The organism is Gordonia sp. NPDC003422, from assembly GCF_053588675.1.
In genome coordinates, this window is the sequence record NZ_JBSFQL010000002.1 from 20,288 (window position 1) to 43,184 (window position 22,897).

General features: G+C 66.5%; 16 protein-coding genes and 1 pseudogene. 4 read left to right on the forward strand and 13 right to left on the reverse strand.

Features of this window, described 5'->3' with window-relative positions; all coding sequences use genetic code 11:
- Positions 1-5: 5 nt before the first annotated feature.
- The 12 genes from ACWDTF_RS01865 to rpmE all read right to left on the reverse strand — a co-directional run bounded on the left by ACWDTF_RS01865 (position 6) and on the right by rpmE (position 10,462).
- Positions 6-1,352 (reverse strand): F0F1 ATP synthase subunit B/delta, encoded by a 1,347-nt coding sequence (locus ACWDTF_RS01865; protein WP_449753896.1) that lies wholly within the window; start codon positions 1,350-1,352, stop codon positions 6-8.
- Entirely contained in the window at positions 1,353-1,856 is a 504-nt protein-coding gene (locus ACWDTF_RS01870; RefSeq protein ID WP_240860288.1) for a F0F1 ATP synthase subunit B, read from the reverse strand.
- Between the two features lie 51 nt (positions 1,857-1,907).
- A complete protein-coding gene (locus ACWDTF_RS01875; protein ID WP_240860289.1) occupies positions 1,908-2,162 on the reverse strand; it encodes a F0F1 ATP synthase subunit C in 255 nt (84 codons plus the stop codon).
- A 96-nt stretch (positions 2,163-2,258) separates the two neighbouring features.
- A complete protein-coding gene (atpB, locus tag ACWDTF_RS01880) occupies positions 2,259-3,014 on the reverse strand; it encodes a F0F1 ATP synthase subunit A (RefSeq protein ID WP_240860290.1) in 756 nt (251 codons plus the stop codon).
- Positions 3,011-3,424: a hypothetical protein gene (locus tag ACWDTF_RS01885; RefSeq protein ID WP_240860291.1), complete on the reverse strand. Its 414-nt coding sequence runs from the start codon at positions 3,422-3,424 to the stop codon at positions 3,011-3,013. The genes atpB and ACWDTF_RS01885 overlap by 4 nt, the downstream gene beginning before the upstream one ends.
- A gap of 636 nt (positions 3,425-4,060) precedes the next feature.
- Positions 4,061-5,233 carry an MraY family glycosyltransferase gene (locus ACWDTF_RS01890; protein WP_240860360.1) on the reverse strand — a complete coding sequence of 391 codons (1,173 nt, stop codon included), beginning with the start codon at positions 5,231-5,233 and terminating at the stop codon, positions 4,061-4,063.
- A 52-nt stretch (positions 5,234-5,285) separates the two neighbouring features.
- Complete coding sequence (locus ACWDTF_RS01895; RefSeq protein WP_240860294.1) at positions 5,286-6,503, reverse strand: serine hydroxymethyltransferase; 1,218 nt, start codon at positions 6,501-6,503, stop codon at positions 5,286-5,288.
- Positions 6,500-7,159: an L-threonylcarbamoyladenylate synthase gene (locus ACWDTF_RS01900; protein WP_240860296.1), complete on the reverse strand. Its 660-nt coding sequence runs from the start codon at positions 7,157-7,159 to the stop codon at positions 6,500-6,502. Before ACWDTF_RS01900 ends, ACWDTF_RS01895 begins: the two co-directional genes overlap by 4 nt.
- 50 nt (positions 7,160-7,209) lie before the next feature.
- Positions 7,210-8,052 carry a hypothetical protein gene (locus ACWDTF_RS01905; protein ID WP_240860298.1) on the reverse strand — a complete coding sequence of 281 codons (843 nt, stop codon included), beginning with the start codon at positions 8,050-8,052 and terminating at the stop codon, positions 7,210-7,212.
- A 111-nt stretch (positions 8,053-8,163) separates the two neighbouring features.
- Positions 8,164-9,033: a peptide chain release factor N(5)-glutamine methyltransferase gene (prmC, locus tag ACWDTF_RS01910; protein WP_355276724.1), complete on the reverse strand. Its 870-nt coding sequence runs from the start codon at positions 9,031-9,033 to the stop codon at positions 8,164-8,166.
- Positions 9,030-10,106 (reverse strand): peptide chain release factor 1, encoded by a 1,077-nt coding sequence (gene prfA, locus ACWDTF_RS01915; RefSeq protein WP_240860303.1) that lies wholly within the window; start codon positions 10,104-10,106, stop codon positions 9,030-9,032. The genes prmC and prfA overlap by 4 nt, the downstream gene beginning before the upstream one ends.
- 128 nt (positions 10,107-10,234) lie before the next feature.
- Complete coding sequence (rpmE, locus tag ACWDTF_RS01920; protein ID WP_240860304.1) at positions 10,235-10,462, reverse strand: 50S ribosomal protein L31; 228 nt, start codon at positions 10,460-10,462, stop codon at positions 10,235-10,237.
- Between the two features lie 304 nt (positions 10,463-10,766).
- Here rpmE and ACWDTF_RS01925 point away from each other — a divergent pair.
- The 4 genes and pseudogenes from ACWDTF_RS01925 (at position 10,767) to ACWDTF_RS01940 (ending at position 20,647) form a co-directional block, all read left to right on the forward strand.
- Positions 10,767-16,100 (forward strand): annotated as a pseudogene (locus ACWDTF_RS01925) (glutamate synthase-related protein).
- 1 nt (position 16,101) lies between these two features.
- Positions 16,102-17,940 carry a sulfite reductase subunit alpha gene (locus tag ACWDTF_RS01930; protein ID WP_240860309.1) on the forward strand — a complete coding sequence of 613 codons (1,839 nt, stop codon included), beginning with the start codon at positions 16,102-16,104 and terminating at the stop codon, positions 17,938-17,940.
- 40 nt (positions 17,941-17,980) lie between these two features.
- Entirely contained in the window at positions 17,981-18,979 is a 999-nt protein-coding gene (locus ACWDTF_RS01935; RefSeq protein WP_240860310.1) for a ChuX/HutX family heme-like substrate-binding protein, read from the forward strand.
- 93 nt (positions 18,980-19,072) lie between these two features.
- A complete protein-coding gene (locus tag ACWDTF_RS01940; protein ID WP_355276721.1) occupies positions 19,073-20,647 on the forward strand; it encodes an aspartate:alanine exchanger family transporter in 1,575 nt (524 codons plus the stop codon).
- A 52-nt stretch (positions 20,648-20,699) separates the two neighbouring features.
- Here the strand turns inward: ACWDTF_RS01940 and rho are convergent, their stop codons facing one another.
- Complete coding sequence (rho, locus tag ACWDTF_RS01945) at positions 20,700-22,673, reverse strand: transcription termination factor Rho (RefSeq protein ID WP_355276719.1); 1,974 nt, start codon at positions 22,671-22,673, stop codon at positions 20,700-20,702.
- Positions 22,674-22,897 lie beyond the last annotated feature (224 nt).

A 22,897-nucleotide genomic window follows, 5' to 3' on the forward strand; every position in this document is an offset into this window, starting at 1 on the left:
CTGTGTCAGCGCGGCAGCGTCTCGGTCGCCTTCGCGAGGCGAGTGGCGATGTCGGCGTCGATGATCTCCTCGCCAACCCCGATGCGCAGGCCGCCGAGGATCTCTGGACGCACTTCGGTCTGCACCGAGATCGTCCGGCCGTAGATGCTGCCGAGCACCGTCCCGAGACGCTCGATCTGAGCATCGGACAGGGGTGCAGCGGACACGACGTGAGCCACCGACTCGCCGCGGCGGGCTGCCGCGAGTTCGGCGAGCTGCTCGACGGCGACCTCGACCGGCTGGCCGTGCAGCAGCGCGATGAGGTGCGACAGCAGGTACCAGGTGTGTTCGGTGACCTGTCCGCCGATCAGCTTCTCCAGCAAGCCATTTCGCTTGTCGGCTGGATGGGTGTGATCAGACAGCAGGGAGGCCAGCTGCGGATTGGCGTCCAGCAAGCGGCTCACGCGGAAGAGCTCGTCTTCGACCTGCTCGATCTGGCCTTCCCGCTCGGCCGCGGTGAGCACGATCAGAGCGTTCTGCCTGCGCAGCCCCGCGATGAAGTCAGTCGACGTCGACCACCGTTGTTTGGCCGCCGAGGCGACCACATCGACGACGATGGGTGCGACCTTTCCGCCGAACAGCGTCGACACCAGCTGCTCCTTGCCTGCGGGGTTGTCCTCGTCCTCGGTCAGCTTCTTGCGCAGCACCGGATTGGCGTTGAGCACGATGATGACCTGGGTCAATTCGGCGGCCGCCGCGGTGAGTGCAGGTCCGTCGAGATCCTTGCTCGCGGAATCGAACTCGTGGGAGACAACGCGCGCAGCCTCACGGCTGCCGGCCCGCATGTGACGCAGACCGATCAGTTCCGAGCTGTGTGGGACAGCCGTCTGCGTGCTCGATGCCATCGCCTCGAGCTCGGCGATCACCCGGTCGACACTCGCCGAGCGGTTGGACTCGTCGGACAGGTGCGAGCGCACCAGCTTGTCCGCGCCGTCGATGGCGGTGAGACCGAGATCGGTACGCAACTGGCGAACCAGGTTCGAACGAGTCAGCTCGACCTGAGACTTGCCGTGCTCGCTGATCCGCCGGACCTCGGAGTCGGCCTGGGCCTTGATGTCCTCCCGGATGCCCTCGGCGTCTTTCAGTGCGGACTCGTGGAGCTCCGCGGCCTCGGCCTTTGCCTCGGCCAGAGCGCGATCGTGAGCAGCCTGGGCGTCGGCGAGCCGGGCCTTCGCTTCCTCACTCTCGATCACCTGCCGGGCGATCGTTTCCTTCTGGTTGTGCACCGCGCGGCTCAGCGGCGGTCGCACATACTTCCAGAACAAGAAGACGATGACGGCGAACCCGATGAAGTTGCCAATGAGGATGTCCACCTAGTTCACCTTCTCCTTGTTGGTCGTATCGACCTCGGTGCCGAGAACTCGGCCGGCCAGCGTGGCCGACAACCGGTCGACATCCGCGTGCGCCGTGCTTGCGGCACGGTCACCCTCTGCCTTCAAGGACTCGGAGGTGGCAGCGAGAGCGGCGTCGGCCTCCTCGGTCGCGCGCCGCTTCGCCGCCGAAAGCTCCTCGTTGCCCGCTGCGCGGGCCTCGTCCCGGATGCCCGTGGCATCCCCACGGGCCTCCTTCATGGCCGCCCGGTAGTGGGTGTCCGCATCCTCGTAGCTCGCCGCAGCGCTCTTGGTGTCGTCCACGGTCTTCGCCACCCTCGCATCGCGCTCGTCGAGCACCTTGACGATCGGCGGGACCACCAGCGTGCGGATCACGATCAGCACGACGACGAAAATGAACAGACACACGAAGAACGTGCCGTTGGGGATCAAGAAGTTCGGCGGCTTCTCCCCTTCTTCGGCGGCTGCGGCGAGATACAGCATCATGTTTGCGTTTCCCCTATCGGAACAGCGTCAGGTCGATGTCGGGCGAAGCGCTTACTGCTCGGCCGAGATCGGGGTGGCGAACACGAACAGCGCCATGAACGCGAGGTTGATGAAGTAGGCGGCCTCGACCAGACCCACGGTGATGAAGAACGGGGTGAACAGACGACCCTGAGCTTCGGGCTGACGAGCGATACCCGCGATCAGCTGGGCGCCGGCCAGACCGTCACCGATACCGGCACCGATCGCGCCGCCGGCCATGATCAGACCGCCGCCGATCAGGGCGCCCATACCAATTGTTGGATCCATTTCTGAACTTTCCTTTCGGGTGGAACTGACAATCTCGGTTGTCAGGTCTTGGGTCCCGGTTGGCGGCGCCGCCCGGGGTCGAGCAGGGTAGATGGTCTAGTGATGGTCTTCGTCGAGCTCCATGGCCTGGCTGAAGTACAGGATCGTCAGCAGGGCGAAGATGAACGCCTGGATCAGACCCACGAACAGGTCGAAGGATTTCCACAGGGCGTTGGGCGCCCAGAGGATGTAGGCCGGGAACAGCGCGATCAGGGCGACCATGATGCCGCCGGCGAAGATGTTGCCGAAAAGACGGAGGGAGAGCGAGACGGGCTTGGCGATCTCTTCGATGATGTTGATCGCTGCCAGCGCGGGCACGTGGCCCTTGACCAGCTTGCCCAGGTGGCCGAAGACGCCGCGACGCCGCATGCCGGCCCCGTGGTACCAGACGAAGACGAACAGCGCCATCGCGTAGACGAAGTTCACGTCGCTGGCCGCGGGCTTGAGCAGTTCGTGCACCTCGCCGTTGGACGATGCGTACTGGACCGGCAGGATCGAGAGCCAGTTCGCGACGAGAATATAGGTGAACAGGGTGACCGCGAGGGGGAGGACGAAGCCGGCGATCTTCATGCCGATGGCGCTCTCGATCTGCCCGCGCATCTGCACGGTCACGACCTCGAAATAGAGCTGCACCGTGTTCGGCTTGCTGGATGTCACCTTCGCCTTGACGTAGAAGGCCATGGCGATCACGATCACCGCTGCGATCGCCGACGAGAGGATCGTGTCGGTGTTGAAGGTCATCCCACCGATCGTGACCGTCTCGTGCACGCCGACGTGGATGGCCGCCTCGGCCAAGTAGGTCGTATCCGTCATAGCTGCTTGCGCAGTCCTTTCATCACCGGAATCACCGCGTTGAGAACCAGGATCACCTGGCCGATCGCGAGCCCGAACATGACGCCCAGCCCATCGGGCCGGACCAGGAAAGCCGCCACGAGCGCGAGCACCGTGATGGCGCCGAGCCGGGCAGCGGAATTGAGTGCCAACGATTTCTTGTGCGGATCCGGTGCGGCCGCCACCGTCTCGACGACCTGGCGCACCATCGCCGCATTGACAAAGATCCCGACCATGCCGAGGACGAAGAACGCCCCGAACACCGGGTGGCCGAGGTAGGTCGCGAGACCGATGACGATGCCGCTCACCACGACCGCGATCGCACCGGGCCGGCGGAGGCCGGTCGGAGCCTGCGGATAAACGGGGGCCGAGTCAGGTGCAGAAGTCGTCATGCGCCTCTCCTCAGCTCTCTCACCTCGCGCCGGATGGGCACGAAGCACCGCGCGTGCGTTCGGCGACCAGGTCGCCGGGCGTAAGCTCACGTTCGGGTGTGACCCTACCAACATGGATCGGGCGTGCTCATCGCGGGGTATGCCGTCATGGGACATGCTGTCCGCCCGGTTGGGTGACGCCTGACCGAATGATCGGTCTCATCACCTACTACAGGGGATAGTACACGATTCTTTACTGTCCCCTTACCACCCCGGGCCTCGACATCGACCAACGCGATCGTAGAGCCGGGAACGAAGCGTCCCGGCCGCCAGCCAGGTGTGACGAGCGCAAGCAACCACGTTGGAAAGCTGGACTCCCCACCCCGATGAAGTAGACTGTGCCCACTTCATCGGCCTCCCGCGTACAGATTTCCAGCCCAACGGGCCCGGCCACCGGACTCTGCGGATCGGCGACTCACCCGCCACAAGAAGTAGGGGATGAAACTCCTTCCCCTACCCTTGGAGTCCTCCCCCAGAAAATTCTCGCGGACGACTACGAACCTCGGGGAAGGAACTCTTCCCCTGGTTTTGGTGGGACGACCGTGGCGGGACCGCCGAGTTCCCCAGGTCAGAGGAATGCTCACCGAACGCTTCGGGTCAACGAAAGGCGCGCGTCGCGGTCCGCAGCTCGGCATAGCGGCGATGCAGACGCGGCGCCATCGTCACCAGCATCGCAATCACGAGACCGCCCGCGAACACCGGTGCGACGACCGACAGCGGGAAAATGGTGCTCGCCGCGACCGAGAATGCGAGCACCCCGACCCACAAGTAGATGATCAACGCCACTCGGCGTTGCGAATGGCCCAACTCGAGCAGTCGGTGGTGCAGATGCATCTTGTCCGGCGTGTAGAAGCCGACCCCGGCGCGCGTTCGTCGGATGACCGCCATCAGCATGTCGAGCATCGGCACGAAGACCACGGCCGCCACCAGCAGCAACGGCGACAACAAGGTGAACACGTCCGCCGGGCCGTAGGCGTTCACTGCGATACGGCCAGACGCGCTCGTGGACGCCGCAGCCAGCATGAGACCAATCAGCATCGCCCCCGAATCCCCCATGAAGATCCGGGCGGGCGAGAAGTTGTGCGGCAAGAAGCCCAGGCATGCGCCGGCCAGAACGGCCGAGATCAGCGCGGGCGGGTAGTAACTGACGTCGCCGCCCTGATCACGCAGCAGCCCCAGCGAGAACATGCAGATGGCCGACGCCGCGATCAGCCCGAGCCCGGCCGCTAGTCCGTCGAGCCCGTCGATGAAGTTCACCGCGTTGATGGTCGCGACCGTGATGATCACTGTCAGCAGTCCCGACTGCAGCGGATCCAGCACGAGCGTGCCGATATCGCCGAACGGTACGGGCACCTGCAGCCAGCTGATCTTCATCAGGACCATCACCCCGGCCGCCGTCACCTGGCCGACGAACTTGGTCAAGGCATCCAGACCCCAGCGATCGTCGACCGCACCGACCAACACGATGACTGCTCCGGCGGCGATCACCGCACTCATGTCGGTCGTGTACGCGAACCCGCGGTTCAGCGCGGGCAGGTTGGCCGCCAGCGCGATCGCCGCGACCACCCCGGCGAACATGCCCAGACCACCGAGGCGCGGGGTCGGGATGACGTGCACATCCCGCACACGCGGTACCGCGACCGCGCCTGCGCGGATGGCGAACACTCGCACCGCCGAGGTCACGAGATAGGTGATCGCGGCCGCCGTCAGACCGACCAGCAAGAGCTCGCGAAATGGGACGCCGACGCCGCCGCCGGCCGCCCAGATCATCACGTGGGGGTCGGCGCCGGACGGGCTCAGCGGTGGCGGCACGCGCACAACGCTACCCGGCCGGCAGTTCGGAGATCCGGTCGCGGATACGCGCCTGCGCCGGGTCGTCGGCAGCGACGCTCAACGCCTCATCGATCCAGGTCGCGAGCATGCTCATGTCGGCGGCTCCCAGGCCGGCAGACGTGGCGCACGCCGTCCCGATCCGGAAGGCGGATCCGAGTGCCACCGGCTGCGTGTCGAATGGGAGGACCGCCTTGTCGACGACGATTCCGGCTGCCGCCAGCCGACGCTGCGCCTCGACGCCGGTGAGGCCGCGGGCCGATACGTCGACCACGGCGAGGTGGGTGTCGGTCCCGCCCGACACGATCCGCAGACCCCGACCGACCAACGCGTCGGCAAGCGCGGTCGCGTTGGCAACCGCGGTCCGTGCGTATGCGGCAAACTCGTCGGTGGCCGATTCCGCGAACGCGACGGCCTTGGCAGCGATCGAGTTCATCGCCGGCCCACCCTGAACAAACGGGTACACCGCCTTGTCCAGCACGTTTCGGTGACGCTCGGGCGCGACCACCAGACCTCCGCGCGGACCTCGGATCACCTTGTTCGTCGACACCGTGACGACGTCCGCGAACGGCACCGGCGACGGTGCGACTCCCGCGGCCACCAGACCGGCGAGGTGGGCGGCATCCACCCACAGCACGCATTCGGCCTCGTCGGCGATCTGACGCAGGATGGCGAAATCGATCAGCCGCGAGTAGGAGGCCGCCCCCGCGACGAGGATGCGGGGCCGGTGGACCAACGCGAGGTCGCGCACCTCGTCGTAGTCGATACATTCATCGCTCTTGCGCACCCCGTAGTGCAGCGGGGTGAACCATCGGCCGGAGAAGTTCGCCCGGGAACCATGCGTGAGGTGACCGCCCTGGTCGAGACGCAGCGCCAGCACGGGATCGCCGGGCTGGGCGAAGGCGGCGTACACCGCCAGGCTCGCCGCACTGCCCGACGCGGGTTGGACGTTGGCGTATTCGGCACCGAACAGGGTGCGGGCCCGCTCGATGGCCAGGCTTTCGACCTCGTCGACGACTTCGCAACCACCGTGATACCGCCCTCCCGGGTAGCCCTCGGCGTATTTCGCGTCGAACACCGAGCCCATGGCGGCCCGGACCGCCGGAGTGGGTTCGGTCTCGCTGGCGATCAGCTGTATCGACGTCGAACGGCGCTCCCGCTCGCGTGCGACGAGATCGTCGACGGCGGCGTCCCCGGTGACGCCGGTCATCGCTGCTCCAGCAGTGACTCCGGGTCAACGTCGAGCACGTCGGCAACGTCGGCCACCGATACCGCCCCCACCCGCAGAACCCGGGGGTTCGGCCCGCTGACATCGACGATGGTCGACGCCTGCGCGGCCGGTGAGGGTCCGCCGTCGAGGTAGACCGACACCTCTTCGCCGAGTTGGGTCCGGGCCTGCTCGGCCGTGGTGGCCGGCGGCTGACCGGACACATTCGCACTCGACACCGCCATCGGACCGACCTCGCGCAAGACCTCGATGGCCACCGGATGCAGTGGCATCCGCAGCATCACCGTGCCCGCCGTGTCGCCGAGATCCCACGCCAGCGACGGCGCCTGCTCGACGACCAGACTCAGCCCACCCGGCCAGAACGCCTCGACGAGGTCGCGGGCGGCCTGTGACACCGACAGCACCAGGCCGTCGATGGTGTGCCAGGAACCGACCAGGACCGGCACCGGCATGTCACGGCCACGGTGCTTGGCGGCCAACAACTGCGCCACCGCATCGGCATCGAAGGCATCGCAACCGAGTCCGTAAAGCGTGTCGGTCGGCATCACGACCAGCCGGCCCGCCTTGGCCGCCCCCACGGCGGCACGGATACCCGCGCTGCGACTCTCCGGATCGTTGCAGTCGAAAACAATGCTCACCCGTTCATCCTCGCATGCACGGGTTGCGCGACAACGCAGCCGACGCTTCGTCAGTCGATCACGGCGAGCCGATAGGGGGTGGTGGTCGACACCTTGATCAGCCCCGACCGTTCCAGGATCGGTCGTGAGTATTCAGTGGAGTCGGACTGGATCAGCGTCTTTCCTTGCTCGAGGGCTGCACCCGCTCGGGCCGCGGTGAGCGCCCGGTAGATGCCTCGATGCCGCCACTCGGGAACCACTGCACCGCCCCAGATTCCGGCGAAGTCGGTGCCGGAGACGGGTTCGAGCCGTCCCGACCCGACGATGTGCTGAGCCACGTTGTCCGACGTCACGTAGTCAATGTCGGCTTCGGCGACCCAGACCTGCCGGCCGGTCCCGTCGTGCAGGCGCGCCAACTCCTGCTGCACACTCGCTTCCGAGGGCTCGCCTCGTGCGCCGAACACGCTGTCGACCATCGCCCTGGTTGCTCGAACGTCTGCCGCCGAGGTGATGCGCCGGAGGGTGACACCCGAGGGTGCGGTGTCCTCGGCGAGCAGCAACTCGGGGCGCCCGATCATGATCGATTCCGTGCCCCCATCCCGGAATCCGTTGTGCAGCAGACTCTTGTACAACCCCGGCATGATGTCGTGGCCACGCGTCTTCCACTCCACCGAGGTCAGTCCGGGCACCGCCCGGAAGTAGTCGACGGCGGAGCACACGAGCGCGGCGAGCTCGTCGTGGGTCGTCGTGAAGGGTCGATAGGTCACCAACCCCCGACCGCCCGCGAGAGTGATCAGGTACAGCGGACCGCACCTCTCGACGTCGGTCGCCGACGACGCCTCGGCATCTCCTCTCAATTGTTCGTCGTAGGCCGCGAGGAAGGTGTCGATGTCTTCTGCGTGATTCGTTGTCATATGCCGCCAAGCGTAGTGACGTGTGGTCACGGGTCAACCGAATTCCCGCACCCCCCAAACTCGTTGACCGTGCGTCGAAAACCGTTGACCGTGCACGGAAAGCGCCGCCGGTTACCCCGCGGCGCGTGTCGCGGAGACGAACCGCGGCCGGCCGGCGAGGTCCTGGTGGGCGACGATCGAATCGAAGACTCCCGCATCGCCGAGTACCTCGACGACGCTGCCGGCAGTGGTGTCGTCGTGCTCGATGGCAACCCGGCCACCGGGCCGGAGCGCCCGCCCGATCACCTCGACCATGGGGATGATCACCGACATCCCGTCGGCCCCACCGAAGACGGCGCGAGCCGGATCATGGGCAACCTCGGCACTGACCTGGGCATCGGCCGGCACGTACGGCGGGTTGCTGACGATCACGTCACACGATCCATCCGGCAGCACGTCGTGCATCGCGACGGCATCGGTGACATCGGCCGCGCAGACGCGGACGCGTTCACCCAGACCCTGTTCGACGACGTTGCGCTGCAACCACTTCAACGCTTCGGTGTCCTCCTCTACCGCAGCGACCTCCGCTCGCGGCACCATCGTCGCGATGCCGAGTGCCAGGGCGCCACTCCCGCTGCAGAGGTCGGCAACTCCGACGGGGCGCGATCCGTCGACGGACGACGCCGCGTCGACCGCCCATTCAAGAATGAGTTCGGTCTCGGGCCGCGGAATGAACACCCCCGGCCCGACGGCAAGCTCGAGGGGACCGAAGCCGACCCGACCGATGATGTGCTGCAACGGTTCCCGCGTCGCACGTCGCGCGACCGCAGCCCGAAAGGCTGTGCGCTGCGCGTCGTCGATGCCGTCGACGAGCAGCAGTCGGCCGATCTCGATGCCGAGAACATCCGCCATCAGCCGGTCGGCGTCGACGCGTGCGGTGTCGATCCCGGCATCGGCCAACAACGTGGTGGCCGTGGCGATCTCGGCAGAGACCGCGGTCACTGCGCCTCGAGTCTCGCCTGACGGTCGGCCGCGACAAGTGCGTCGAGCAGCGCATCCATGTCGCCGCCCAGCACAGCGTCGAGATTGTTGGCCTTGTAGCCGATGCGGTGGTCGGTGATGCGGTTCTCCGGGAAGTTGTAGGTTCGGATGCGCTCGGAGCGGTCGACCGTGCGGATCTGCGCCGCTCGATCCTGGGCCGCGGCGGCCTGCGCCTGTTCCTCGGCCGCCGACTGCAGCCGCGCGGCGAGAACCTGCAATGCGCGAGCCTTGTTCTGCAACTGGGAGCGCTCGTTCTGGCACGTCACCACGATTCCCGTGGGCAGGTGGGTGATTCGAACCGCCGAGTCCGTGGTGTTGACGCCCTGACCACCCTTGCCGGACGACCGGTAGACGTCGATGCGCAGTTCGGTCTCGTCGATGACGACGTCTTCGACCTCTTCGGGCTCGGGATAGATGAGCACCCCGGCCGCGGACGTGTGAATCCGGCCTTGCGACTCGGTCACCGGCACGCGCTGCACCCGATGAACTCCGCCCTCGAACTTCAGACGCGACCAGACGCCGTCGCGGACCGCTTCCTTGGACTTGATGGACAGCGTCGCTTCCTTGTAGCCCCCGAGGTCGGACTCGGTGACGCCGAGTACCTGCGCCTTCCATCCGTTGCGTTCGCAGTACTTGAGGTACATCCGGGCGAGGTCCGCGGCGAACAGCGCCGACTCTTCGCCACCGGCTCCCGACTTGATCTCGAGAACGACGTCGTCGGCGTCGTGCGGATCGCGGGGAGCGAGCAGATCGGTGAGCGTCGCATCCAGCTCGGCCACGGTGGCCTCGAGTGCCGGGATCTCCTCGGCGAAGGCCGGGTCGTCGGCGGCCAGCTCACGGGCCGCGTCGAGATCGTCGCGGGCGGCCTGCAGTTTGGCATGCGTTGCCATCACCGGCGCGAGCTCGGCGAACCGCTTGCCGACGCGGCGCGCGGCGCCGGGGTCGTCGTGCAGGGACGGATCGGACAGCTGACGTTCGAGACCCGCGTGCTCGGCGAGGATGTCATCGATCGCCGACGGACTCTGCGTACTCACTGCTCACTCACCTCTGCCGATACTCACCCGAACAACCCCGTACCCCGACGATCCCCCTTCAGACGCCAACGACGCCCTACCCGGATGGACCGGGTGGGCGTCGTCACGGGAGTTACTGCGACACCGGACTACTTGGCTTCTGCGTTCTTGGTGCGCTTGCCGTAGCGCTTCTCGAACTTCGCGACACGGCCGCCGGTGTCGAGGATCTTCTGCTTGCCGGTGTAGAACGGATGGCACTGCGAGCAGACCTCGACGTTGATACGTCCGTTGGCAGCGGTGCTGCGGGTCTCGAAGGTGTTGCCGCAGCCGCAGACGACGGTGGTCGTCGCGTACTCGGGGTGAATGCCCTGCTTCATGGTGGTTGTCCCTTTCTGTGGTCGCCGGGTCACCGTCGCACTTCGACGGTGTGAACCGGAACCGGACTCGACCGACCAGTATGCCACGCGCAATCGCTTCCGAAGAAATCGCGCTTGTACCGGGGTCACTCGCGTCAACAGGGACGACGTTGGTTTCATTCCCGGGATTCGACCACGCATTAGGTAGGGCTTATCTTGGTAAGCCTTAGCTAAGTTATAGTTCTCCCCGACGTCGCTTCATCGTCGCAGCGACGTCACCTGCCCTCCCCTGATCACCACGATCACTGCCGAGAACAGAGGATGAATGCGGTCTGAAATCCCCTCACAGCATCTGCTGTGGGATTCCAAGCGACGAAAAGAGCAGCTGCGGGGTCGGCTTCATCGCCCGCAAGGACGGCGTCCAGCGACACGAGGTGATCGAGAAGGCGGCCGAGGCGTTGTGCTCGGTACCGCACCGCGGCGGCATGTCCTCCGAGGGCGTCGGCGACGGCGGTGGCGTGTCCATGGACCTCTCGCTGCGCTTCTTCCGGAAGGTGACCGGTCGACGAAAGCTCGCCCTCGGCCAGTTCTGTGTGGGCAACTTCTTCCTGCCCGACACCGCCGCCGGTGCCACCAAGGCGACGGCCCTCATCGAGCGGACCATGACCGATCGCGGCTTCACCGTGCTCACCGTGCGCGACGTGCCCGTGGACAACGGCGTCCTGCGGCCCGCGGCGGTGGCCCATCAGCTGCCGATCCGCCAGTGGGTGTTCGCCGCACCGGACCCGTGTCCCGAACCCGCCGACCTCGACCAACTCGTCCAGCAGGCGCTGTTGCACATCGAGTCCATCGGCTACACCCATCCCGCCTTGGCCGGGTTGTATCCGCTGTCCCTCTCGGCGCGGACCCAGGTACTCAAGGGACGCCTCTCCTCCCCAGAGGTGATCGGCTACTTCACCGACCTCCTCGACCCCGACCATGCGGTGCACACGCTGTACTTCCACACACGCTTCTCGACCAACACCGACCCGCATCCCACGATGGCCCAGCCGTTTCGCTACCTCGCGCACAACGGTGAGCTCAACACCGACAAGAAGAATCGCATCGCCCAGGTGACGGCCGCCGCAGCGCAGCGACGCACCATCGTGCGACCACCCGGCCAGTCCGACAGCTCACGCCTCGACCAGACCGTCGCCGCACGGGTAACCGAAGACCAGGTCGATCTCGTCACCGCGGTCGTGTCGATGATGCCGCCGGCCTGGGAGAACGACAGCTCGCTCTCTCCGCAGGTGCGCGCCATGTTCGAGTTCTTCTCCCTCTACGAGGAGAAGAACGACGGCCCGGCGGCCGTGGTGTTCGGCGACGGTTCGGTGATCGGCGCCCGCCTCGATCGACTTGGCCTGCGGCCCCTGCGCACGCTGGAGACCTCCGAGTATCTGTGCGCGTTCTCCGAGGCCGGTCAGATCTCGGTGCCGCCGGAGTCGGTGATCTCGCGCGGCCGGGTGTCCGCCGGCGGGATGATCTACTACGACCACCGCGACCATCGCACCTACACCACCGACGAGGCGTACGAAAAGCTCGCCGCAGCAAAGGATTACCCAGCACTGCTGGCGGCCGCCAAGGTCGATCTCGCCGCGCTCGACGTGGCCGTCGCCGCCACCGACGGTCACGACGAGGAACTGACCGACCATCAGCGATTCGCCGCGCACTACCTGGATCAGGAGAGCTTCCGCTACTTCATGGATCCGATGCTCGACACCGGCGCCGAGCGCGTGTCGGCGATGGGTTTCGGCAATGCAATCAACGCATTCACCAACATCGAGGCCAACGTCGCCCGCTTCTTCTCACAGCGATTCGCCCAGGTCACCAATCCACCCCTGGACAGCATTCGCGAGGCCGACGGCATGTCGCTGCGCATTGCCCTCGGTACCCGTCCGCGGCTGGGCAAGCGCTCCGGGAAGTCTCGCCAGATCGTGCTCGGCACACCGATTCTGACGGCGACCGATCTCGCGACCCTGTACGGACAGAACGAGGCACCGATCGAACGGTTCGACGCGACGTACGCGTTGCGAGCCGGAGACGACGACGCTCACACCGCCCTCGTGCAGGCGGTCGACGGGCTCGGCGACGAGGTGGTCTCCTTCGCCAAGCAGCAGGGCGGCATTGCCGTCCTCAGTGACCGGAGTATCGGCCGCGACCGTGCTGCTCTACCGATGATCTTCCTGGTGTCGGCCATCAACCAACGGCTGATCTCCGAGGGACTGCGCCTGCGCGTCTCCCTGGTCGTCGACAGCGGCCAGATCGAGTCATCGCACCATCTCGCGGCGGTGCTCGGCTTCGGTGCGGCTGCGGTGCACCCGCATTCGGTCGCGCGACGTGCCCGGGAGCTCGCGCCGGACGAACCGGACGCAGCGTTCGCGCGGTGGGCCAAGGCCGCCGAGAAGTCACTCATGAAGACGATGGGCCGCGTCGGTCTGTGCACCGCGGAGAGCTACATCGGCGGCGAATTCTTCGAACCGAACTTCCTCGACACCGCCGACGACAACCTGCGCCGGTGGTTCCCGAACCTGCCCTCGCCGGTCGGCGGGGTCGGCCTTGCTCCGATCGCCGAGGCGCTCGGAGCGGCGCATCGCTCGGCGATGAGCGACGAACCACCGCGCACCGACAAGGATCTGCCACTCCTCGGGCTGTTCAAGGAGCGCGCCGACGGCGCCGGACATTCGTTCGGTACCACCGCCGTCCGCAAGTACGAGGAACTCACGGCCGAGAAGATCAGCTTCGCCACCGCAGGAAGGGAGTCGGAGGCGGCGCGCACGGTGGGCGCCGGGGACGCGGTGCGACTGCTCACCGTGGGCAAACTCGGCGACGCCTTCGGGCTCGACGCGGGTGCGTACGTCGACAGCAGCTTCGACCGCTTGTCCGACCACGACATCGACACCTTCGAGATCACCGCGGCGTACCGCTCGTTCTCCACCGAACTCGCCTCGACACGCACGCAGCGGCCCAGCGCCCTGCGCGACGTCCTCGCACTCCAAGCCAACGACCACCGCGCCGGAGACAACCATGCCGGAGACAACCGGGTGCGCCCATCGCACTCACCGAAGTTCAACCCGCACATGAGATCACGGCAACGTTCGCGTCTGGGGCGATGAGCCACGGCGCGCTGGTCGCGCCCGCACACGAAGCCGTCGCACACGGTACCAACATGGTGGGCGGCCTCTCCAACAGTGGCGAGGGTGGCGAACATCTGTCCCGGTACAACACCATTCGCGCCTCGCGCATCAAGCAGTTCGCCTCGGGACGGTTCGGCATCTGGGCCGGCTACCTGGCCGACCCGATGCTCACCGAGCTGGAGATCAAGATCGGCCAGGGCGCCAAACCGGGTGAGGGAGGTCAACTTCCGGCACCCAAGGTCACGGTCGAGATCGCCGCGGCGCGTGGCGGCACCCCCGGCGTCGAACTCGTCTCACCGCCCCCGCACCACGACACCTATTCGATCGAGGACCTCGCGCAGCTCATCCACGACTGCAAGGCAGCGCGCGTGCGAGTCATCGTCAAACTCGTCTCGTCGGAGGGCATCGGCACCATCGCCGTCGGTGTGGCCAAGGCAGGTGCCGACGTGATCAACGTGGCCGGCAACACCGGCGGCACCGGCGCGGCATCCGTGTCGAGCCTTCGCTACGCCGGCCGGGCCGCCGAGATCGGTCTCGCCGAAGTCCATCAGGCCCTGTGCGCCAACGGACTTCGACAGAAGGTCGTGTTGCGGACCTCCGGCGCGCACCAGACCGGGCAGGATGTGGTCACCTCGGCGCTACTCGGTGCCGACAGTTTCGAGTTCGGCACCGCCGCCCTGATGATGGTGGGCTGCGTGATGGCGAAGAACTGCAACATCAAGTGTCCGGCCGGACTCACCACCAATCCCGAGGTCTTCGAGGGAGATCCGCGGTCGATGGCTCAGTACCTGCTCAACATCGCCCACGAGGTACGCGAGATCCTGGCGTCGATCGGCGTGCCCTCGCTGCGCGCCGCCCGCGGTCGCACGGATCTGCTGCACCTGGCACAGGACGCGCACCTGGTCGGCACCCTGCGCCTGTCCGCACTGCTGGCTCGCGTCGACATGCCCGAGATCGTCGATCCTGTTTATCTCGAACGGGACTACGCCATCGACGACGCCCTTGTCGAACAGGTCCACGCGCACCTCATCGACGCGGGAGCCGACACCGTCACCACCGACCCCGTGTGCCTGGGCAATCGGAACAAGAGTGTCGGCGCGCAGCTGGCCATCGACATCGAACGACTGGTCAACTACCGCATCGACGCCCAAACGGCTTCCGTGCTGCCCGCAGTCCACTCCGACGATCGAGGACGGCGCTACCTGGCGCCCGACTCGGTGCAGGTCACGACCACCGGATCCGCCGGTCTCTCCTACGCGGCCTTCTGCAACGACGGCATGCGGATGACGCATATCGGCACTTGCAACGACGGTGTCGGCAAGTCGATGTCGGGCGGCGTCGTCGTCGTCCGCTCCCCCGGCGGCGGGTCACCTGCGGTCGGCGGCAACGTCCTGGTCGGCAACTTCGCACTGTTCGGCGCCACCGGCGGACGCTTGTTCGTCGAAGGCGAGGCAGGCGACCGGTTCGCCGTCCGCAACTCGGGTACCACCGCGGTGGTCGAGGGACTCGGCGAATTCGGTTGCGAGTACATGACCAACGGTGCGGTACTGAATCTGGGCGGCTACGGCAAGGGCCTGGCGAACGGGATGAGTGGCGGATTCCTCTACCAGTACGACCCCGCCTGCGAACTCGAGAGCCGGATCAGTTCGGACTCGGTCGTCATCGGTGCCATCACCGGTGTCGACGACCCGCTGGCGCCCATCCATCACCTCGCCGTGCACACCATGCTGCAGATGCATGCGGAGGCAACGGGATCGGCGTTGGCCACCCGTCTGCTGGAGAACTGGGAGACCGAACGCCACTACATCTCCTACGCGATGCCCCGCGCGCTGCTCTCCTACCAGGACAGCGACGTGCTGATGGCCACCCTCTCCCACCGCGAGTTGCTCGACGAGTTGTCGTCGGCGATCGCGGCCGATCAGGTACGCAAACTGAAGATCAGCATGCGGACCCAGCGTCCGGTCGCCGGCGGCGCGCTCCCGGAGTACGGCCAGACCGACAACGACGACATGTACCGACTCCTCAACGCGTTCACCGTCTTCGAACTCGCCCGCGAGTTGGCCGCCGGCCGCCTCGCGCGCGGTCGCAGCACCGTGGCCACCGGTACCGAGGCCACCGAACAGGTCATCGCCCGCGCTGCGCGCAACCTGGTGCTCACCGAGGACTTCGATCTCATCGGCCGGGTCGCGAAGTACGCCCGCACCATCCTGTCCGGGTACGACGCCGAGCAGGTCGCGGCGCTGATCGCCGCCAAGCGCGTCGACGACCACAAGCAGGCACTTGCGCTGCGCAACGTGCGGTCGATGGACGCACCAGCAACCTATGGGTGGATTCTGCTGCAGGACAGCAAGAATCGCGAGAAGCTCGCCGGACTGCCGAGCTTCGACGAGTTGTTCGCCACCCAGGCGATGCCCGACATCGCCGACCTGCTGCGTATCGCGGCACCAGAGTTCGGTTCCTCCTCCACAGAAACCAAGGCCGGGTGACATGCAACTCCCCTACATCCCCACCGACGTCCCGTTCACCGGCGAGCAGAAGGCGTGGCTCGCCGGATTCCTCGCCGGGCTCAACACCCGCATGGCGATGCCCACCGGTGCCGTCGTGGCCGGAGGAGTCGCGACCGCGGCGGCGACCGACGAGCAGTCGGGCCCGGTCGGCCTGCAGATCCTCTACGGGACGCAGACCGGAAACGCAGAGTGGGTGGCCGATACCGCCCAAACCCTGGCGACGACACACGGATTCGACCCCCAGGTGTCCGACATGGCCGACATGGACATGACGACCCTCGCTGCCGTTCGGCGACTCCTGGTGGTGGTCTCGACCTACGGTGAGGGCGACATGCCCGACGATGCCGAGGACTTCTGGCAGGCTCTGGCCGCACCCGACGCGCCGCGCCTCGACGGCCTCTACTACGGCGTGGTCGCGCTCGGTGACTCCATCTACGACGGATTCTGTCAGGCGGGCAAGAACATCGACGCCCGTCTCGCCGAGCTCGGCGCCACCCGGGTGATCGACCGGGTGGACTGCGACATCGACTTCCAGAAGCCGGCCGACGAGTGGCTGGCGAACGCGCTGCCCGCACTCAGCGCCATCGAAACCGATGGTGCACAGGCACACTCGGTGACCACCGCGGAGTCCGTCGCCGGAGTCGAGCCCGCAGCAGCGCCGGCGTCAGATGCGCCCGCCAAGGCCAAGTCCGCAAAGTCCGACTGGGGTCGCAAGAACCCGTATCCCGCCAAGATCCTCGCCAACACCGTGCTGTCCGGACCGACGTCGGACAAAGAGGTCCGGCATGTGGTGATCTCGTTGGGCGACAGCGGCATCGAGTACGAGCCCGGCGACGGCATCAGTATCGCACCGCTCAACGACCCGATCCTCGTCGACAAGGTACTCGCGCGTCTCGGCGCGACCGGCGACGAGATGATCACCGACCGCAAGAGCCAGTACTCGCTGCGGGAGGCGTTGAGCAACCGCTTCGAGATTGCGGCTCCGTCCAAGTACCTCGTCGACTACATCGCCTCGCGCACCGAGGATCCCGAGCTGACCCACCTGTCGGCCACCGGAGACCATGAGGCACTCGACGCGTGGCTGTGGGGTCGTGACGTCCTCGACCTCCTCGAAATCGACTCCACGATCACCATCACACCCGAGGAACTTATCGCCGAACTTCGGCCGTTGGCTCCGCGCGTCTACTCGATCTCGTCGAGCCCACTCGCGCACGCGGGCACCGTGCACATCACCATGGCGACCGTTCGCTACCGCTCCGGTGAAAGACTGCGTGGCGGAGTGTGTTCGACCTACCTGGCCGACCACCGCGACGTCGGCGACACCGTTCCGGTGTTCATCCAGCCCAACAAGTCGTTCCGGCCGCCCGCCGACGACGCCCGTGCCATCATGGTCGGCCCGGGCACCGGTATCGCGCCGTTCCGATCCTTCCTGCACGAGCGGCAGAGCCGGGGCGCGCAGGGCGAGAACTGGCTGTTCTTCGGAGATCAGCATCGTGACAGCGATTTCATCTACGCGGACGAGATCAACCAGTTCGTCACCGACGGCGTTCTCAACCGTCTCGATCTCGCGTTCTCCCGGGACCAGGACCACAAGATCTACGTACAGGACCGGATGCGTGAGCAGGGCGCTGAGCTGTTCGCGTGGCTGCAGGACGGTGCGCATCTGTACGTGTGCGGCGACGCGACCCGGATGGCCCGCGACGTCGAGGACGCGCTCCACCAGATCGTGGCCGAACACGGTTCCCTCGACGAAGAGGGTGCCCAGGACTACGTGGATCAACTCAAGAAGGACAAGCGCTACCTGCGCGACGTCTACTAGACCGCACCACCAGCGACAACGGCAGTTAGGAATGGCAACGATGCCCCACTCCCCCGACGCTCATGACAAGAGCAATCCGACCTGCGGGGCCGATCGCGGTTGTTGCTGTCCGCGTGGACAGCGCACCACGAGCGATCTCGACACCCTGCTGGCGACACCGGGATTCGCGGGCTCGTTGCTGAACTCCGAGGTTGCCACGGTGACACGTCAATTGCCGGCACTCGACAAGGTCGTCGGCGTCACCGTCGCCGGACCGGTGATCATGAACGACGTCGGTATCCACGACGCGCCCGTCAGTATGGGTGGCCCCATCCGGACCGATCCGTCGCGGATCACGTTGCGTCTCAACGCTGCTCGTCTCGGTTCGGCGCTGGTCACCGATCCGGCTGCGCATGTGCCGCCCACCCTGCGACTGTTCGACACCGACGGAAACACCGCACACGCCACCTACCTGACCGAGCACTCCGATCGTCTCGCCTTCGAGTCGCTGTCCCTGGCCGGCGCGCCCGACGGCGACCTGGCCTCCGAAGGCGACCTTGCGGCCGACGTCTCGGGGGCGAGCACGCCGAGCGACGTACCCGCGCCGCAAGCCGACCAGATAGCGCAGTTCGACTCGATACTCGACGACGGAGGGGTGCAACGCCTGTTTTCGCTACCGGCGTTTCGCGAGAATCGCTACACGCGCGTCGAATCGCGGCGTGTCATCGCCGCCCTCGAACACGCCGCCCTGCTGGGTATGCCGATGACGCTGGCAACCGCGGCGCCGGGATGCATCCAGATGCGCCATGACCAGCTGGACGGCGCGCGAGAGCATCGCGGTCAGATGGTCCTCGCCTCTGGCGGCTGCCGAGCGATGATCAACTTCAATCTGGCCACCGAGTGCTGGATCACCTGGTCCCAAGGCGCCTGGGGCGAAACGGGCTCCATCGAGATCTACGACCGGCACGCGCACTGCGCCCTGGTGGCGACGCAGACCGGCACCGTCTCCGCAGCGACCTTCGAGGCCTGGGATCACCTGCTCGGCGACTTGGTCACTTAGACTTGTCACCCCGATCACACCTGGTGGGTACAAGGTCATCAGATCCCGCTGGTGGCCTGCGGCGACCTGACCGGCGGGGCGATACTTGCTTGCATGACGGCGGTCCTGAGCTTCTTTGCTGATCAGCCCTTGCTGTTCACCGCGCTCGTCGTCGGGTTGGGTGTGGCGCTCGGGCGAATCCGCTACCGCGGCGTCGGATTGGGTCCGGCCGCAGTGCTATTCACCGCCATGGTGATCACGGCGTGGGGTACGGCGCTGGATGTGGACATCTCGATCCCGGAGATCTTGGGCAACCTCGGTCTGGTGCTGTTCGCGTTCACCACCGGGCTGATGGCCGGTCCGACGTTCTTCGCGACGTTGCGGACGGCCTGGCATCTGGTCGTCACCGTGACGCTGGTGGTGATCGCTGCCGCCGCGACAGCACAGGGCCTGGGGACGACGTTCGGGCTCTCGCCCACCGCGATCGCGGGTACGTTCGCCGGGGCGGTCACCAATACTCCGGCGCTCGCGGCCACCGGCGGATCACCTCAGGCGACCGTCGGCTACGCGACCACGTATCTGCTCGGTGTGGTGACGATGCTGGTGATGGTGGGGCTCGCGCTGGCGAAGGGACGAGAAGACCCCGATTCCCAGGCAGATGTCGTCGACGTCACGGTCCGTGTCGACCGGCCCGACATCGCCGTCGCCGACCTCCGCAAGCGCCACGGCCATCGGATCACCTTCTCGCGCGTCGCCCACGACTCCACCACCCCGCCGGAGCACGTGCACGACGACAGCATCCTGCACCACGGGGACCTGGTCACCGCCGTCGGGCCTGCCGACGAGGTCGAAAAGGTCGCCGACGAACTCGGACACCGGTCGTCGCACGACCTCACCGCAGACCGCAGCGCGCTGGACTTCCGGCGGATCACGATCTCGGCGCCCCGCCTGGCCGGACGACGCGTGCGGGATCTGGAACTCGACAGACACGACGGTTCCATCACCCGGGTACGACGCGGCGACGAGGATCTGATCGCGAACGTCGACACCGTGCTGCAGCTCGGTGACCGGGTGCGGGTGGTCGCGCCACCCGAACGGATGGCCGACATCGCTCGAGAACTGGGCGATTCGAGCCGCGGAATGACCGAATTGAATGCTGCCGCACTCGGTCTCGGGATCGCGGCCGGTATCGGGCTGGGCGTGATCTCGATCCCCGTGCCATTCGTCGGGTCGCTGTCGCTCGGCGCGGCCGCGGGCACCCTCATCGTCGGACTCGTGTTGGGCCGCCTCGGGCGGATCGGGCCGGTCGCCACATCGATGCCGCTCACCTCGGCTCAGGTGGTGTCCGAGATCGGGCTGCTGCTGTTCCTCGCCTACGCCGGTGAACGGGCCGGCTCACTCATTCTCACCGCACTGACCGGTGGCGAGATCGTCGACATGCTGGTCACGGGCATCGTGACCGCGGCCGTGCTGGGCATCGGCATGTTTGCCGCATGCCGCTGGGTGCTGCGGGTCGGCAGGTTGCGCATGGCAGGTGTGCTGGCCGGATCACAAACCAACCCGGCCCATCTCGCCTTCGCCAACGCCCGCGGTGGCGGCGACCCGCGCATCGCACTCGGCTATGCGCTCGTATACCCAGCGGCCATGGTGGTGAAGATCATCGCGGCTCAGGTGATCTGCATTCTCTGAGCTGCCCTCAAGCAGCGGGTAGGAGCGTTCACACCTGCGCCGCGGATGGGTCTCACTCGTCGCGCATCGCTCCGGGTGCGTTGGTCTGGACCTGCATCAGGAACTCGATGTTGGTCTTCGACTTCTTGAGCTGGCTGAGCAGCAAATCGATCGCCTGCTGCGAATCGAGGCCCGAGAGCACGCGCCGCAGCTTGTGCATGATCGAGAACTCCTCGGGCGACATCATCAGCTCGTCCTTGCGGGTGCTCGACTGATTGACGTCGACCGCGGGGAACACACGGCGGTCGGCAATCTTGCGGTCGAGTTTGAGCTCGGCGTTGCCGGTGCCCTTGAACTCCTCGAAGATCACCGTGTCACCCGTCGAACCGGTCTCCACCAGCGCGGAGGCGATGATCGTCAGCGAGCCGCCGTTCTCGATGTTGCGCGCCGCGCCGAGGAAACGCTTCGGCGGGTAGAGCGCAGTCGAATCGACACCACCGGACAGGATTCGGCCCGACGCCGGAGACGCGTTGTTGTAGGCACGACCGAGGCGGGTGATCGAATCGAGCAGGACCACCACGTCCTTGCCGCTCTCCACCAGACGCTTCGCCCGCTCGATGGCCAGCTCGGCGACAGAGGTGTGATCTGACGGCGGACGATCGAAGGTCGAGGCGATGACCTCACCCTTGACCGACCGCTGCATGTCGGTGACCTCTTCCGGACGCTCGTCGACGAGCACCACCATCAGGTGGCATTCCGGGTTGTTGATGGTGATCGCGTTCGCGATGTCCTGCAGGATCGTCGTCTTACCCGCCTTGGGCGGCGACACGATCAGGGCGCGCTGCCCCTTGCCGATCGGCATGATCAGATCGATCACGCGCGTGTCGAGACGCTCGGGCGTCGTCTCCAGGCGCAGTCGCTGGTTCGGGTACAGCGGCGTCAGTTTGCCGAACTCGGGACGCTTCTTGGCCGCCTCGACGTCACCGCCGTTGACGGTGTCGAGACGCACAAGCGGATTGAACTTCTGGCGCTGGTTGGGCTGTTCACCCTCACGCGGCACCTTCACGGCTCCGGTGATGGCGTCGCCGCGGCGCAGGCCGTTCTTGCGGACGAGGTTCATCGACACGTAGACGTCGTTGGGCCCGGCGAGATACCCGGACGTGCGGACGAACGCGTAATTGTCGAGGACATCGAGGATGCCCGCGACCGGCTGCACCACGTCGTCGTCGGAGACCTGGGGTTCGCCGCCGCCCGACGCGTCGTTGCGGTCACGTCCGCGCCGGCGCTCACGGAACCGACGACCGCGGCGACCGCGGCCCGATCCGTCGTCGTCGTCCCGGTTCTGGTTGTTGTCCCGGTTCTGGTTGTTGTTGCCACCCTGGCTGTTACCGCCCTGGTTGGCATTCTGACTGTTGCCGCCCTGGTTGGCGTTCTGGTTGTTGCCGCCCTGGTTGCGGTTGCGGTTCCGGTTGCGCTGGTCGTTTCCGTCGCCACCGTCGGAGTTCCGGACCTCGTTGTTCCGGCCTTCGCCCTTCGCGGGCGCCTCAGTGTTTTCGGTCTGGGCCGAATCCTGCTGGGCCGAATCCTTCTGGGCCGAATCCTTCTGGGCCGACTCCTTCTGGGCCGAATCGGCCCCGGCCGCAGCCTCGGTCGTCGCGTCGGGCGCTTCAGCGCGCCGGCGCCGTGTGCGCTGCGGTGCGCCGTTGCCCGACGCCGAATCACCGAGTGTCATCTGCTCGGGCTCGGACTTCTTCTCGGGTGCGCTGCGTTCGCCGGCCGGGGCCGACGCCTTGGCAGGGGCCTTCGCGTCCGACGCACCGGCCTGACGCTCCTTGATGGCGGCGATCAGGTCGCCCTTACGCATTCCCGACGTGCCCTTGATGCCGAGTTCACCGGCGACGGTCCGCAGTTCGCTGAGCACCATGCCCGAGAGCCCGGTGCGCTGGGTCGAACGTGCCTTCGTCTTGGTGGCACCTGCGCCACCGGTCGCCGCATCGTCGGCGGAATCGCGGTCGACGGGTGCGGTGATCAGGTCCGTATCAGTCACGGATGTCCTTTCGTTCCTTTCGCGGCTGTATCAGCTGCGCAAGGTCTTGATCTCCCTGCTTGTCACCTCAGGGATGGCCGCCCGCGGTGGGCGGTGAAAACTCTGTTGAGGAGAAATCTGTGTGGGTCCGCTGCGAGCTTGCTCGGGGACTACCGGTGTTTCGACGACCGCCTGAACTGGAATCGGAGGACCCCGACCAAGGGAGGCCGGATAACTTCGATCAG

What these genes read in the sequence shown, in the direction of transcription:
- ACWDTF_RS01870 (WP_240860288.1), bottom strand. Translation starts at nt 1,856, where the DNA reads ATGATGCTGTATCTCGCCGCAGCCGCCGAAGAAGGGGAGAAGCCGCCG.
- ACWDTF_RS01875 (WP_240860289.1), bottom strand. Translation starts at nt 2,162, where the DNA reads ATGGATCCAACAATTGGTATGGGCGCCCTGATCGGCGGCGGTCTGATC.
- atpB (WP_240860290.1), bottom strand. Translation starts at nt 3,014, where the DNA reads ATGACGGATACGACCTACTTGGCCGAGGCGGCCATCCACGTCGGCGTG.
- ACWDTF_RS01885 (WP_240860291.1), bottom strand. Translation starts at nt 3,424, where the DNA reads ATGACGACTTCTGCACCTGACTCGGCCCCCGTTTATCCGCAGGCTCCG.
- ACWDTF_RS01890 (WP_240860360.1), bottom strand. Translation starts at nt 5,233, where the DNA reads ATGATCTGGGCGGCCGGCGGCGGCGTCGGCGTCCCATTTCGCGAGCTC.
- ACWDTF_RS01895 (WP_240860294.1), bottom strand. Translation starts at nt 6,503, where the DNA reads ATGACCGGCGTCACCGGGGACGCCGCCGTCGACGATCTCGTCGCACGC.
- ACWDTF_RS01905 (WP_240860298.1), bottom strand. Translation starts at nt 8,052, where the DNA reads ATGACAACGAATCACGCAGAAGACATCGACACCTTCCTCGCGGCCTAC.
- rpmE (WP_240860304.1), bottom strand. Translation starts at nt 10,462, where the DNA reads ATGAAGCAGGGCATTCACCCCGAGTACGCGACGACCACCGTCGTCTGC.
- ACWDTF_RS01930 (WP_240860309.1), top strand. Translation starts at nt 16,102, where the DNA reads ATGCAACTCCCCTACATCCCCACCGACGTCCCGTTCACCGGCGAGCAG.
- ACWDTF_RS01935 (WP_240860310.1), top strand. Translation starts at nt 17,981, where the DNA reads ATGCCCCACTCCCCCGACGCTCATGACAAGAGCAATCCGACCTGCGGG.
- ACWDTF_RS01940 (WP_355276721.1), top strand. Translation starts at nt 19,073, where the DNA reads ATGACGGCGGTCCTGAGCTTCTTTGCTGATCAGCCCTTGCTGTTCACC.